The sequence below is a fragment of the Lentzea rhizosphaerae genome, assembly GCF_042649515.1.
In the GTDB taxonomy this organism is placed as follows: domain Bacteria; phylum Actinomycetota; class Actinomycetes; order Mycobacteriales; family Pseudonocardiaceae; genus Lentzea; species Lentzea aerocolonigenes.
This window is the reverse complement of the sequence record NZ_JBHRZI010000015.1, coordinates 84,872-97,793: the sequence shown is the minus strand read 5'-3', so window position 1 is coordinate 97,793 and position 12,922 is coordinate 84,872. Positions and strand designations below refer to the sequence as shown.

Sequence of the window (12,922 nt, the reverse complement as noted above, 5' to 3'; positions counted from 1 at the left end):
GCACCCTAACAACTCCGTAAGCTCTTTTCGGTCCGGTTTGGGTCATTGTTTTCGGTATGCGCCATCGTCGATTCCTGATCCCCGTCGCAGTCGTGCTCGTCGTCGCCCTCGGTGTCGGGTTGTACCTGTTCCAGCCGTGGCGGCTCCTCACGGTGAGGGAAACGCACGACGCGCTGCTCGTTCCCCAGTCGACGGGCCAGTCGACGGGCCAGCCGACCTCGCAGTCCACGGCTGCGTCGGTGCCGTCCAGCGCGCCGGCGCCCGTTGCGGAAACGGCTCGGGAGGTGGCGGCCGGGGAGTGGCGGTCGCTCGAGCACGCGACCACCGGCAAGGCGAGCCTGATCAAGTTGCCTGGTGGTGGGCATTCGGTGCAGTTCGCTTCGCTCGACACCAGTGACGGGCCCGACCTGTACGTCTACCTGTCGCCGCACCCGTCCAGCTCGCCCGAGAAGACATTTGGTCAGGGATTCACGAGCCTGGGCAAGTTGAAGGGAAATCGTGGCGATCAGGTGTACGAAATTCCTTCAGGTGTGGACGTGTCCACCATTCGGAGTGTCGTGATCTGGTGCAAGAGGTTCTCCGCGGGGTTCGCTGTAGCACCGTTGGAACAAGCCTGAAACATGTCGATCAACGGTGCTCCCTTCGCACTATTGACTTTCCTGGTCTAGACCACATAGCGTTAACGGAACGGACACAACATCGTCCCTTGCCGATGGGCGTGCGGAAGCCCTGTTGGTGAGGAGCACGGCTCACTGGGTGGGCCCACTGCGGCGGTGACGCGACTCCAACTCTCCCCGGAGCCGCGCCACCGCCGTTGGCGTTCTACTGTGGTTCGTGCACACCAGGACCGTGGCGATCCATTACGTGCGCGCTGCCCTGCGCGCCTGTCCGGAGCCGTCCGTTGTTCTGGCAGGGGCGGGAATTCCGGCGAGTCTTCTCGCTGACGACCGTGCGCGCGTCACGCCCGCTCAATACACGAAGTTCATCCAGACGCTCTGGGAAGTTCTCGACGACGAGTTCATGGGTTTCGGGCCGCGGCCGTCGAAACGCGGCACGTTCGCGATGATGTGCCTTCTCGCCGTGCACTGTCCAGATCTCGAATCGGCGTTGCGGCGCGGTCTCGCCTTCTACTCGCTCTTCGACCAGCCGCTGCACCTGGCGCTGGACGGCGGACGCTTCACGCTCGAGGTCCCCGGCGACCCCGACCACTTCCTCACCGAGTCGCTTCTCGTGCTGTGGCACCGGTTCTCGTCGTGGCTCATCGGGCGCCGCATTCCGTTGCAGGGCGCCGAGTTCGCCTACCCCGAACCCGCGCACGCCGCCGAGTACCACCTGATCTTCGGGTGCCCGCTGACGTTCGACGCGCCCGCCACCACGATCTCGTTCGACCAGAAGTTCCTGCGCATGCCGGTCGTGCAGGACGAGGCGGCGCTGCGGCGGTTCCTGCGGCACTCGCCCGCGGAGTTGTTGTCGCGCAGGGACCACGGCGCCGACACGGCGGGGCACGTGCGGCGGTTGCTCGGGCGCGGGGTGAGCGGGCTGGAGGCCGTGGCGGCGCAGCTCGGAGTGTCGGCGCCGACGTTGCGCCGCAGGCTCGCCGCAGAGGGGACGTCGTTCCGCGAGGTGCGGGAGCAGTTGTTGCGCGACCAGGCCGTGGCGTCACTGGTGCGCGGTGGCGAGTCGGTGGAGGAGTTGGCGCTGCGCCTCGGGTTCTCCGAGGCGAGCGCCTTCCACCGTGCCTTCAAGCGGTGGACCGGGTCCTCACCCGGCTCCTACCGCGCCTAGAACTCGTCGCGCTCCCGCAGCGAGGCGGGCGGGCGGAACCGCTCGCCGTAGGTGTCGGCGAGGTAGTCCGCGCGCTCGACGAACGCCTGCACGCCGAAGGAGTTGATGAACTGCAGCGTGCCACCGCTCCACGGCGCGAAGCCGAACCCGAAGATCGAGCCGATGTTCGCGTCCGCCACCGACGTCAGCACGCCCTCGTCCAGGCACCGCACCGTTTCCAGCGCCTGCACGAACAGCAGCCGGTCCCGCACGTCCTGCTCGGAGACGCCCGCGTCCGCCTTCGCGTACCGGGTCGTGAGCTCGGGCCACAGGAACTTCTTGCCGCCCTCGGGGTACTCGTAGAAGCCGGCACCCGTGGACTTCCCGCTGCGCCCCAACGACACCATCTCGCGGATCAGGTCGTGGGCAGGGCTGTCCGACACCAGCGACGGGTCGTCGGCGACCGTCTGGTCGTGGATCTTCAGCTGCAACGACAGCGTCACCTCGTCCGACACGGCCAGCGGGCCGACCGCCATGCCGGCCTTGCGGGCGACGTTCTCGATCAGCGCCGGCGCCACGCCTTCGGCCAGCATCGTGATCGCCTCGACCACGTACGTGCCGAACGTCCGCGAGGTGTAGAAGCCGCGCGAGTCGTTGACCACGATGGGCGTCTTGCCGATCTGCCGCACGTAGTCCAACGCGCGCTGCAGGGTCTCCTCGGACGTCTTCTCGCCGCGGATGATCTCCACGAGCCGCATCTTCGGCACGGGCGAGAAGAAGTGCAGCCCGATGAACCGCTCGGCGTCCGGGACCGCCGTCGCGAGACCGGTGATCGGCAGCGTCGAGGTGTTCGACGCGATCACCGCGTCCGGCAGCGCCTGGGACTCCGCGGCCGCCAGGACCTTGTTCTTGAGCTCGCGGTTCTCGAACACGGCCTCGATGATCAGGTCGCAACCCGCGAGGTCGTCGTCGGAGTCGGTCGGCTTGATGCCTTCCAGGCCCCCAGCGCCCTTCTGGGCGGCTTCGAGGGTGACGTCCTTCAGAACCACCTCGATGCCCGCTTTCGCTGACACCTCGGCGATTCCAGCGCCCATCATGCCCGCGCCGAGCACGCCCAGCTTCGCCACGCGCTTGCCCGTCGACGACGCGCGGCCGTTGACCTCGTTGAGGTTGAACCAGAACGCCGTGATCATGTTCTTGGAGACCTGACCGGAGGCCAGTTCCACGAAGTAGCGGCCCTCGATCTTCAGCGCCGTGTCGAAGTCGACGTAGGCACCCTCGACGGCCGTCGCCATGATCTTCTCCGGCGCCGGGTACACGCCGTGCGTCTTCTTGCTCAGCACGGCGGGCGCGGCGGCGAGGATGCCGTAGGCGTTGGGGTCACCGAACTTCAGGTCCGGCACGCCGGCGCCCTGCACGTCCCACGGCTGCACCGGCGCCGGGTTCGCCAGGATCCACGCGCGGGCCTCGGAGATCAGCTCCTCGCGCGTGTCCACGACCTGGTGCACGATCCCGGCCTGCAACGCCCGCTCGGGCCGGAGCTGCTTGCCCTCCATGAGCAACGGCAACGCCTTCTGCACACCAAGCAGCCGCACCATGCGCGTCACGCCACCGCCGCCGGGCAACAGACCCAGCGTGGCCTCGGGCAGGCCGACGCGGATGCTGTTGTCGTTCAACACGATCCGTCGGTGCGAGGCGAGCGCGATCTCGAAACCGCCACCGAGCGCGGAACCGTTGATCGCGGCGACGACCGGCTTGCCGAGCTTCTCCAGGCGCCGCAGCTGGGACTTGAGCTCCTCGACGCCTTCCAGCGCCTGGGAGGCGTTCTCCGGCGTGATCGCGATCAGCACGTTCAGATCGCCGCCCGCGAAGAAGGTCTTCTTGGCGGACGTGATGATCACACCGGTGATCTCGTCGGCCTCGAGCTTCGAGACCGCGTCGCCCATCAGGTCGCGGTACTCCTCGTTCATGACGTTGGCGGAGCCGGACATGTCCATCGTCAGGGTGACGATGCCGTCGGAGTCCTTCTCGTAGTGGAACGGCATGCCTCAGACCCTCTCGATGATCGTCGCGATGCCCATGCCGCCGCCCACGCACAGCGTGGCGAGGCCGCGGCGCAGGTCCCGGCGCTCCAGTTCGTCCAGCAGCGTGCTCAGGATCATGCAGCCGGTGGCGCCCAGCGGGTGGCCCAGCGCGATCGCGCCGCCGTTGACGTTGACCTTGCCCTCGGGGATGTCCATGTCCCGCAGGAACTTCAGCACGACCGACGAGAACGCCTCGTTGACTTCGAACAGGTCGATGTCCTCGACCGAGAGCCCCGCCTTGTCCAGCGCCTTGCGCGCGGACGGCGCCGGGCCGGTCAGCATGATCGTCGGCTCGGTGCCCACCACGGCGACGGAGACGATCCGGGCGCGCGGCGTGAGTCCCAGGGCCTGGCCGGCGGCCGCGGACCCGATCAGCATGGCGGCGGCACCGTCGACGATCTGCGACGAGTTGCCCGGCGTGTGCACGTGGGTGATGCGTTCGACGGTGGGGTAGCGGTCGATCGCGACGGTGTCGTAGCCGAGGTCGCCGTGGAACTGGAAGCTGGGCTTGAGCTTGCCCAGCGACTCGACGGTGGACTCGGGACGGATCGTCTCGTCCTCCTTGAGCACCACGGTGCCGTTCTGGTCGACGACCGGCACCACGGAACGCTCGAACCAGCCGTTCTTCTGCGCCTCGAAGGCACGCGCGTGCGAGCGGGCGGCCCACGCGTCGACGTCCGTGCGGGAGAAGCCCTCCAGCGTCGCGATCAGGTCGGCCGACACGCCCTGCGGCACGAACGACAGGTCGAAGTTGGTCGCGGGGTCGATCGCCCACGCGCCACCGTCGGAGCCCATCGGCACGCGCGACATCGACTCGACGCCCCCCGCCACCACGAGATCCTCGAACCCGGACGCGACCTTGGCCGCGGCGAGGTTCACCGACTCCAGCCCGGACGCGCAGAAGCGGTTGAGCTGCACACCGGCCGGGCGCTGGTCCCAGCCGGCGGCCAGCACCGCGGTGCGGGCGATGTCGCCGCCCTGCTCGCCGAGCGGTGACACCACGCCGAACACGACGTCGTCCACCGCGGAGGTGTCGAGGGAGTTGCGTTCGGACAGCGCGCGCAGCACACCGGCGGCCAGCTCGACGGGCCGGACGCTGTGCAACGACCCGCGCTTGCCCTTGCCGCGCGGCGTGCGCACCGCGTCGAAGATCAAGGCTTCGCTCATGCACCCACGCTAGGCCCGGCCTCTCCACCTGGCCATGACCGTGAAGGGTGACCGATTAGCTCACGACGAACTCCATGTGCTCCGGCTCGTCGGCGTCCACGAACCCCAGCCGCTTGTAGAGGCGTCGTGCAGGCAGGTTGTCGTCGTACACCTGTAGCCGCACGAGCTTCCAGCCCTGGTCGGCCGCCCACTCCAGGACCGCTCTGACCAGCGCTTCTCCGACGCCGCGGCCGCGGTGGGAGGACCGCACCCACATCGAGTACAGGTGCAGGCCGCTCGGCTTGCCGAAAGCACCGACGAGGCCTGCGGGGTCCGGGTCGAGTGCGACGAACCGCGGGCCGTCCTCCAGCTTGCGGCGCCAGTCGGCTTCGGTGAACGCCTCCTCGCGGGCGAGCGTCGAGCCGAACCCACTCGGATCCGAGCCCAGCGCCTCCAGCCGGATGTCGCGCCAGAGCTCCCAGTCGTCCGGCGTGACCTGGTGGATCTGCATACCGAGCAGTCTGGACGACCGGGGTGGGAATTTCGCTCAGTTTTTCGGGTGACGGCCTGGCGCGGCGGTCATGGCGTGGACCACCGCCCGGTGGTTTCGTGGAACGCATGGCAGAGCGTCGATCGCGGTGGATGGACAGCGACCTGGACCAGTTGCGCCAGCTCGCCCGCACGTTCATGGAGAAGGAGGTCGCGCCGCACCAGGAACGCTTCGCCGAGCAGAAGCAGGTCGACCGCGACCTGTGGCGCAAGGCCGGTGAGCTGGGGCTGCTGTGCCTGAGCATCCCCGAGGAGTACGGGGGCGGCGGCGGCACGTTCGCACACGAGGCCGTGCTGCTCGAGGAACAGGCACGCGCCGGTGACAGCTCGTGGGGCAACAGCGTGCACAGCGGCATCGTCGCCCACTACCTCAACTCCTACGGTTCCGAGGAGCAGAAGCGGCGCTGGCTGCCCAAGCTCGCGTCCGGCGAGTACGTCGGCGCGATCGCGATGACCGAACCCGGCGCCGGCTCCGACCTCCAGGGCATCCGCACCAGGGCCATCAGGGATGGCGACGAGTACGTCATCAACGGCTCGAAGACGTTCATCACGAACGGTGCGCACGCCGACCTGGTGATCGTCGTCGCGAAGACCGACCCGTCGCAGGGTGCTCAGGGCATCTCGCTGATCGTCGTGGAGAACGACATCCGGCGCGGCCGCGTGCTCGACAAGGTCGGCATGAAGGGGCAGGACACCGCCGAGCTGTTCTTCGACGACGTGCGGGTCCCGGTCTCCAATCTTCTGGGTGACTCCGAAGGTCTGGGGTTCATCCAGCTCATGCAGCAGTTGCCGCAGGAACGGCTGATCATCGGCGTTTGCTGCATCGCGGGCATCGAGGCCGCCGTCGAGGTGACGCTGAAGTACGTGAAGGAGCGGACAGCGTTCGGCAAGGAGCTGATGAAGTTCCAGAACACCCGCTTCAAGCTCGCCGAGTGCGCGACCGAGGCGGCTGTGACCAGGTCGTTCATCGACGAGTGCATCGAGAAGCACCTGCGGGGTGAGCTCGACGTGCCGACCGCGGCGATGGCGAAGTGGTGGGCCAGTGACCGGCTGGGCAAGGTCGTCGACGAATGCGTGCAGCTCTTCGGCGGCTACGGCTACATGAACGAGTACCCGATCGCACGTGCCTGGTCCGACGCCCGCGTGCAGCGGATCTTCGGCGGCACGAACGAGATCATGAAGGAAATCATCGCGAGGTCCCTGTGAGCGGGCCGCTGGCAGGACTTCGCGTCATCGAGCTCGCGGGCCTCGCGCCCGCGCCGTTCGGCTGCATGGTGCTCGCGGACCTCGGCGCGGACGTGATCCAGGTGCACAAGCCGGGGAGCCGGACGACGGTCCCCGGCGACTTCCTGGGCCGCAACCGGCGCTCGATCGCGATCGACACCCGCAGGCCGGAGGGCGCCGAACTGGTGCTGGGCCTGGTCGAACGCTCGGACGTGCTGGTGGAGGGCTTCCGGCCAGGAGTGACCGAACGGCTGGGCATCGGGCCCGCGCAGTGCCTCGCCCGCAACCCGCGCCTTGTATATGGACGCATGACCGGCTGGGGCCAGGACGGTCCGCTCGCCGACCGGGCCGGGCACGACATCAACTACATCGCCGTCGCGGGTGCGCTGGAGCCTTTGGGACGGGCCGGTGGGCCGCCCTCGTTCCCGATCAACCTGCTCGGCGACTTCGGCGGGGGAGGGCTGCTGCTGGCCCTCGGCGTGCTGGCCGCACTGTATGAAAGGGAGCGCTCCGGGCGTGGGCAGGTCGTGGACGCGGCCATGGTCGACGGGGCGGCGTTGCTGACGACGTTCCTGCACGGGATGAAGAACGCGGGCATGTGGTCCGGTGCGCGCGGCGAGAACATGCTCGACGGCGGCGTGCCGTTCTACGACGTCTACGAGGCCGCGGATGGGCAGTTCGTGGCCGTGGGCGCGCTGGAGGAGAAGTTCTACGCCGACCTGGTGCGCGTGCTGGGCTTGGAGGACGCGCCGTCGCGCAACGACCCGGCGAACTGGCCTGAGCTGCGGGAACGCATCGCGGCGGCGGTGAAGACGCGCTCTCGTGACGAGTGGGCCGACCTGGCGCGGGAGACGGACGCGTGCCTGGCTCCGGTGCTCACGCCCGAGGAGGCGGCGCGTCACCCGTACAACGCAACGCGTGCCACGTTCGTGGACGTCGAGGGGGCGCTGCACCCCGCGCCGGCTCCGCGCTTCGACCGGACGCCGACGTCGGTTCCGACGCCTCCGGTTTCGACCGGGGTGCACACCGGGGAAGTGCTTGCCGACATGGGTGTGGCGGATGCCCAAATTATGGAACTGCGGCGGTCAGGAGTAATTGGCTGAATGCTCGGGTGCGCATTAATTGCGACACGACGACGTGACAGAGCGTGATGCCGGCGGTTCGGCATACGGGTGAGACCCGGTACAACAGTGTCTGGTCCAAGCTGTGGGATGCGAGGGTGTCCGTGTTCACCTCGTGCCCAGGACATCGGCGCTGGACAGAGAGCTCTTTAGCCGCCATTCGGGTGACATTCCCCGTCATGTAGGCGTGTGCCGCTGGTGGATCCCGGGAACAGTTGGGCGTGGTCGTTGTTCATCGCATGGGTGAATGAGGGACCATGACGGGTGACACGGGCGGTCCGCCGCTCACCCTGTGAACGACATGGACGGAGAGGTACCTGTGAACCTCAAGAAGGTGCTAGTGCTGGCGGGCGTCGCGCTGGTGCTGTTCCTCCTGATCACCCAGCCCGAGCAGTCCGCTGCCGCGGTTCAGCAGGTCCTCGGGTGGCTGCGACAGGGCGCGGAGTCGATCATCACCTTCGTCAGGAGCCTCTTCGGGACGGCAACCCCCGTCGCCTAGTGACTCTCGGTGATCCTCGGCCGTTCGGACTGAGCCGGATGGGTGGAATGAGGCCAATCACGCACTGGTAACGGGTGTTCTGGGGATTCAGGGTCTGGCGATTGTCAGACCTACCGAATACCTTCCGCTGCAATGGCCGATCCCCGACCGACGAGGAGGCATGGATGGTCGAGGACTCCGGGGTCCACGAGCTGTTGAAGCAGTGGGCGGCTGAACGGTCTGATGACGCAGAGATGCAGGAGGTGAACCGGATCAAGAACGCGTGGCTCGCGGAGGCTCCCCCCTCGGCGCCAGGCATCCCAGTGCAGCGGGGTGCCGCACGGAGCGGGTCGCGTGGCTTGGTCAAGGTCGACTCGGCGGATCCGGCCTACGTGGCCGCGATGCGCAAGCGGGCGCCGGAGGCACCCGAGGCACTGCTCGCCGCCGCGGCGAGCTACTGGCAGCTGGTTGGTGACGTCAGCGAGGCCGAGCAGTGGTGGGACGCGGGCATCAGCCCGTTGGACCAGCGTGCGCTCGACTACCGCGCTGCCGGCCTCAGCCCTGCCGACCTCGGGAGGCGCCTGGGACCGATGACGGTTCTCCAGCACCTTCGCCGTGGTTCTGCCGCGGCCTGGTGCGTCGCACGTCTGCAGAGGCAGCGCCGGGACGGCGTGGCGTAGGGCGCAACGAACGGGAGGGGTGTGCTCGCGGGAGCGCTCGCCGAAGTTCGTTCCGCGTGTTTTGTGGGGGCCGAGCCCCCACACCCCAGCCGGGGCAAGCCCCCGGACCCCCAACCGGGTCGGCCTCCTTATGCGGAGGCCCTACCCAAGTGATGTACGGGGCAGGCTCTCGGAGGCGGGAGCCCTACCCAAGTAGGCTGGAGGTCGTGCGCGGCCTCCTCACCCCTCAGCGAATCTTGATCGGGCTCGGCTGCCTGGTCGCTCTGATCGCCTGTTGCGGGCTCGCGTGGTGGCAGTGGCAGCGCTTCGAGTCCGCCAGCGGCACGTTCCAGAACCTGGGTTACGTGCTCCAGTGGCCGCTCTTCGGCCTCTTCCCCCTCTTCATGGTGTGGCGCTTCCGCCGCCTGTCGCGCCAGCGCAGTGACGAGGCTCTCTCCGCGCCGGAGCCGGTTGTCGCCGCTCCTGAGCCGGTGACTACCGTTGACGCCGTCAAACCCGCGCCTGTCGAGCAGTTCGACGACGAAGAAGACGCGGAGCTCGCGGCCTACAACCGCATGCTCGCGGACCTCAACGCGCGGGACGGTCGTTGAGCGAAGGCGGGCAGATGAAGGGTGCGTTGACCCGGTTCAGGGTCATGGCTTACGTGGTCGGTGTCTTCCTGCTGCTCCTGGTCGTGGCGATGGTGCTCAAGTACGCCGCGGACATGGGCGGGTTCATGAAGGTCGTCGGCCCCGTCCACGGCTTCCTCTACGCCATCTACCTGGTGATTTCCGTCGACCTGGCGCTCAAGCTGCGCTGGTCGATCAAGGGCACCGCGCTCGTGCTCCTCGCCGGCACCGTGCCGTTCCTGTCGTTCTGGGCGGAGCGCAAGGTGGTCGAGAAGACTGCGCAGGGCGTGCCGCTGTGACGTTTGGCCTGCTAGCGTCTGGGGCTACCAACTGAACACGGCCGTCGATGTCGCGCGGGAGAGCTCACTTGAGTGTGGGCGCCGAAGGAGCAACTCCTCCCCGGAATCTCTCAGGCACAGATACCGCACGACGAAGGCAACTCTGGAAAGCAGGCCCATCGGCCTCGCCCACGGTGCAAGTCGCGTTCCGCGCGGCGAAGCTCTCAGGCTCATGACAGAGGGGGAGGCTGCTCTGGAAGAGGAGTCTCCGATGGACCGTGTCATTCTTCTGTTGCCTCAGCCGGCCTGGTCCGGCTCTTCGGCGCACCCTGGAGGAGCGTTCTGATGTCCCGCCTCACGCCTCTGAACGCCGAGCACGAGCAGCTCGGCGCGATGTTCACCGACTTCGCGGGCTGGCGGATGCCGCTGCGCTACTCCAGCGAGCTCGCCGAGCACCACGCGGTGCGCACCACCGCGGGCCTGTTCGACCTCACGCACATGGGTGAGATCGTGCTGACCGGACCGCAGGCCGGCGAGGCCCTCGACTACGCGCTGGTCGGCCACATCTCCGCGCTGGCCGTCGGCAAGGCCCGCTACACGATGATCACCCAGGCCGACGGCGGCGTGATCGACGACCTGATCGTGTACCGGCTGGGCGACGAGGAGTACATGGTCGTCGCGAACGCCTCCAACGCGGCCGTGGTCGCCGAGGCACTGGTGGAGCGCGCCGCCGGTTTCGACACCGTCGTGACGGACTCCTCGACGGAGTACGCGTTGATCGCGATCCAGGGCCCGAAGTCGGTCGAGATCCTGTCGGGCCTGACCGACACCGACCTCTCGACGGTCAAGTACTACGCCTCGTACCCGTCGTCCGTCGCGGGCGTGGACGCGCTCCTGGCCCGCACCGGCTACACGGGTGAGGAGGGCTTCGAGCTGTTCCTCGCGCCCGCCGACGCCCCGGCCGTCTGGAACGCGCTGCTCGAGGCCGGTGCCGCGCACGACCTCAAGCCGTGCGGCCTCGGCTGCCGCGACACGTTGCGTCTCGAAGCCGGAATGCCGTTGTACGGCAACGAGTTGACGACGTCCCTCACGCCGTACCACGCGAACCTCGGCCGCGTCGTGAAGCTCGACAAGCCGGGCGACTTCGTGGGCCGCGACGCGCTGACGAAGGTGTCGGAGTCCGGTGTGGACTCGGTCCTCGTTGGACTGAAGACCCCCGAGCGCCGCGCCCCGCGCCACGGTTACGCGGTGCTGAACGGCGACGAGGTCGTCGGCGAGGTCACCTCGGGCGCCCTCTCCCCGACGCTCGGCTACTCGGTGGCCATGGCCTACGTCACGAAGGCGAGTGCCGAGCCGGGCACCCAACTGCTGGTGGACGTCCGCGGCAAGAAGCAGCCGGTCGAGGTCGTCGCACTTCCGTTCTACAAGCGCGCCAAGTAATAGGGAGATCCTCAGATGTCCGAGCAGTTCAACGCCTCCCTCGCGGAGTACGACCCCGAGGTCGCCGAGGCCGTTGCCGCCGAGCTGGCGCGCCAGCAGGGCACCCTCGAGATGATCGCCTCGGAGAACTTCACGCCCGTGTCGGTGTTGCAGGCACAGGGTTCCGTGCTCACCAACAAGTACGCCGAGGGCTACCCCGGCCGCCGCTACTACGGCGGCTGCGAGCACGTCGACGTGGTCGAGCGCTTGGCCATCGAGCGCATCAAGTCGCTCTTCGGCGCCGGCTTCGCGAACGTCCAGCCGCACTCGGGCGCGCAGGCCAACGCGGCCGCGATGTTCGCCCTGCTCCAGCCCGGCGACACGATCCTGGGCCTGGACCTCGCGCACGGCGGCCACCTGACCCACGGCATGCGCATCAACTTCTCCGGCAAGCTCTACAACGTCGTGCCGTACCACGTCTCCGACGAGGACGGCCGCGTCGACATGGCCGAGGTCGAGCGCCTCGCTGCCGAGCACCGCCCGAAGCTGATCGTCGCCGGCTGGTCCGCCTACCCGCGCCAGCTGGACTTCGCCGAGTTCCGCCGCATCGCCGACTCGGTCGAGGCCTACCTGATGGTGGACATGGCCCACTTCGCCGGCCTGGTGGCCGCAGGGCTCCACCCGTCGCCCGTGCCGCACGCGCACGTCACCACGACCACCACGCACAAGACCCTCGGCGGTCCCCGCGGCGGCGTGATCCTGTCGAACGACGCGGACATCGCCAAGAAGATCAACTCGGCGGTGTTCCCGGGCCAGCAGGGTGGGCCTCTGGAGCACGTGATCGCGGCCAAGGCGGTGGCGTTCAAGCACGCCGCCTCGCCGGAGTTCGCGGACCGTCAGCGGCGGACGCTGGAGGGGGCGCGGATTCTCGCGGACCGTCTGTCGCAGGCGGACGTCGCGGCTGCTGGGGTGAAGGTGCTGACCGGGGGCACCGATGTGCACCTGGTTCTGGTCGACCTGGTCTCGTCCGAGTTGGACGGGAAGCAGGCTGAGGACGTGCTGCACCAGATCGGGATCACGGTCAACCGCAACGCTGTTCCCAATGACCCTCGGCCGCCGATGGTGACGTCTGGGCTTCGGATTGGTACGCCGGCGTTGGCCACGCGCGGGTTTGGCGAGGTGGACTTCGCTGAGGTTGCTGATGTGATTGCTGAGGCGTTGAAGCCTGGGGCTGCTTTGGAGGAGCTGCGGGGGCGGGTTGAGGTTTTGGCGGCCAAGCATCCGTTGTACTCGACGCTCTGAGTCCTTGGCGTTCTGAGCGTTCGGGTTGTTGAGTTTCTGATCTTGTCGGACCCCCTGAGCAGCGTTTGGGCTCAGGGGGTCCTCCTTTTGGGGGGACGCCTGCGTTAGCTTGCGCTGGCCGCGTTTTCGGGGTGCGCCTGGTTGCGTGGGCCGTCTCCCTGTTGCGTTGGACGGATACGTGCGCAGGGCATGCGGTTCGGCGTCGCCTCGCCTTCGGCCTCGACTTGAGCTCGTCTCGCCTTCCGCGCGGCCCTGAAGAGAAGGGCGCC

Annotated in this window: 13 protein-coding genes and 2 riboswitches; of the genes, 10 read left to right on the top strand and 3 right to left on the bottom strand. The window is 68.1% G+C overall.

Annotated features, from left to right (window positions below; all coding sequences use genetic code 11):
- Positions 1 to 56 precede the first annotated feature (56 nt).
- Entirely contained in the window at positions 57 to 617 is a 561-nt protein-coding gene (locus ACFOWZ_RS17375; protein ID WP_382373640.1) for a DM13 domain-containing protein, read from the top strand.
- A gap of 217 nt (positions 618 to 834) precedes the next feature.
- Positions 835 to 1,785 (top strand): AraC family transcriptional regulator, encoded by a 951-nt coding sequence (locus ACFOWZ_RS17370; RefSeq protein ID WP_382373638.1) that lies wholly within the window; start codon positions 835 to 837, stop codon positions 1,783 to 1,785.
- Here ACFOWZ_RS17370 and ACFOWZ_RS17365 read toward each other — a convergent pair.
- From ACFOWZ_RS17365 to ACFOWZ_RS17355, 3 genes are read right to left on the bottom strand one after another with little or no spacing between them, the layout of a single operon-like run.
- The gene (locus ACFOWZ_RS17365; protein WP_382373636.1) at positions 1,782 to 3,809 is read right to left on the bottom strand and encodes a 3-hydroxyacyl-CoA dehydrogenase NAD-binding domain-containing protein; all 2,028 of its coding nucleotides are present in this window, start codon (positions 3,807 to 3,809) and stop codon (positions 1,782 to 1,784) included. The two genes, ACFOWZ_RS17370 and ACFOWZ_RS17365, sit on opposite strands and share 4 nt — an antisense overlap.
- A gap of 3 nt (positions 3,810 to 3,812) precedes the next feature.
- Complete coding sequence (locus tag ACFOWZ_RS17360) at positions 3,813 to 5,015, bottom strand: acetyl-CoA C-acetyltransferase (RefSeq protein WP_382373634.1); 1,203 nt, start codon at positions 5,013 to 5,015, stop codon at positions 3,813 to 3,815.
- A 55-nt stretch (positions 5,016 to 5,070) separates the two neighbouring features.
- Positions 5,071 to 5,505: a GNAT family N-acetyltransferase gene (locus tag ACFOWZ_RS17355; protein WP_382373632.1), complete on the bottom strand. Its 435-nt coding sequence runs from the start codon at positions 5,503 to 5,505 to the stop codon at positions 5,071 to 5,073.
- Positions 5,506 to 5,612: 107 nt separating this feature from the next.
- Between ACFOWZ_RS17355 and ACFOWZ_RS17350 the strand changes: the two genes are divergently transcribed.
- The 8 genes from ACFOWZ_RS17350 to glyA all read left to right on the top strand — a co-directional run bounded on the left by ACFOWZ_RS17350 (position 5,613) and on the right by glyA (position 12,653).
- Positions 5,613 to 6,749 carry an acyl-CoA dehydrogenase family protein gene (locus ACFOWZ_RS17350; protein WP_382373630.1) on the top strand — a complete coding sequence of 379 codons (1,137 nt, stop codon included), beginning with the start codon at positions 5,613 to 5,615 and terminating at the stop codon, positions 6,747 to 6,749.
- Positions 6,746 to 7,870, top strand: coding sequence for a CaiB/BaiF CoA transferase family protein (locus tag ACFOWZ_RS17345; protein ID WP_382373628.1), 1,125 nt, complete (start codon positions 6,746 to 6,748; stop codon positions 7,868 to 7,870). Before ACFOWZ_RS17350 ends, ACFOWZ_RS17345 begins: the two co-directional genes overlap by 4 nt.
- 337 nt (positions 7,871 to 8,207) lie before the next feature.
- A complete protein-coding gene (locus ACFOWZ_RS17340; RefSeq protein WP_382373626.1) occupies positions 8,208 to 8,387 on the top strand; it encodes a hypothetical protein in 180 nt (59 codons plus the stop codon).
- Positions 8,388 to 8,551: 164 nt separating this feature from the next.
- Positions 8,552 to 9,046, top strand: coding sequence for a hypothetical protein (locus tag ACFOWZ_RS17335; protein WP_030466693.1), 495 nt, complete (start codon positions 8,552 to 8,554; stop codon positions 9,044 to 9,046).
- Between the two features lie 206 nt (positions 9,047 to 9,252).
- Positions 9,253 to 9,636, top strand: a complete 384-nt coding sequence (locus ACFOWZ_RS17330; RefSeq protein ID WP_382373623.1) for a hypothetical protein — start codon at positions 9,253 to 9,255, stop codon at positions 9,634 to 9,636.
- Positions 9,637 to 9,650: 14 nt separating this feature from the next.
- Entirely contained in the window at positions 9,651 to 9,953 is a 303-nt protein-coding gene (locus ACFOWZ_RS17325; protein WP_166042693.1) for a DUF3817 domain-containing protein, read from the top strand.
- Positions 9,954 to 9,998: 45 nt separating this feature from the next.
- A riboswitch (glycine riboswitch) is annotated at positions 9,999 to 10,089 on the top strand.
- 1 nt (position 10,090) lies between these two features.
- Positions 10,091 to 10,178, top strand: a riboswitch (glycine riboswitch).
- 99 nt (positions 10,179 to 10,277) lie between these two features.
- Entirely contained in the window at positions 10,278 to 11,372 is a 1,095-nt protein-coding gene (gene gcvT, locus ACFOWZ_RS17320) for a glycine cleavage system aminomethyltransferase GcvT (RefSeq protein ID WP_382373621.1), read from the top strand.
- Between the two features lie 15 nt (positions 11,373 to 11,387).
- Entirely contained in the window at positions 11,388 to 12,653 is a 1,266-nt protein-coding gene (gene glyA / locus ACFOWZ_RS17315) for a serine hydroxymethyltransferase (RefSeq protein WP_382373619.1), read from the top strand.
- Positions 12,654 to 12,922: the final 269 nt, after the last annotated feature.

Bases quoted from the DNA above. Each gene is read 5' to 3' on its own strand.
- ACFOWZ_RS17375 (WP_382373640.1), top strand. From the start codon at position 57: ATGCGCCATCGTCGATTCCTGATCCCCGTCGCAGTCGTGCTCGTCGTC.
- ACFOWZ_RS17365 (WP_382373636.1), bottom strand. From the start codon at position 3,809: ATGCCGTTCCACTACGAGAAGGACTCCGACGGCATCGTCACCCTGACG.
- ACFOWZ_RS17360 (WP_382373634.1), bottom strand. From the start codon at position 5,015: ATGAGCGAAGCCTTGATCTTCGACGCGGTGCGCACGCCGCGCGGCAAG.
- ACFOWZ_RS17355 (WP_382373632.1), bottom strand. From the start codon at position 5,505: ATGCAGATCCACCAGGTCACGCCGGACGACTGGGAGCTCTGGCGCGAC.
- ACFOWZ_RS17350 (WP_382373630.1), top strand. From the start codon at position 5,613: ATGGCAGAGCGTCGATCGCGGTGGATGGACAGCGACCTGGACCAGTTG.
- ACFOWZ_RS17335 (WP_030466693.1), top strand. From the start codon at position 8,552: ATGGTCGAGGACTCCGGGGTCCACGAGCTGTTGAAGCAGTGGGCGGCT.
- ACFOWZ_RS17325 (WP_166042693.1), top strand. From the start codon at position 9,651: ATGAAGGGTGCGTTGACCCGGTTCAGGGTCATGGCTTACGTGGTCGGT.
- gcvT (WP_382373621.1), top strand. From the start codon at position 10,278: ATGTCCCGCCTCACGCCTCTGAACGCCGAGCACGAGCAGCTCGGCGCG.
- glyA (WP_382373619.1), top strand. From the start codon at position 11,388: ATGTCCGAGCAGTTCAACGCCTCCCTCGCGGAGTACGACCCCGAGGTC.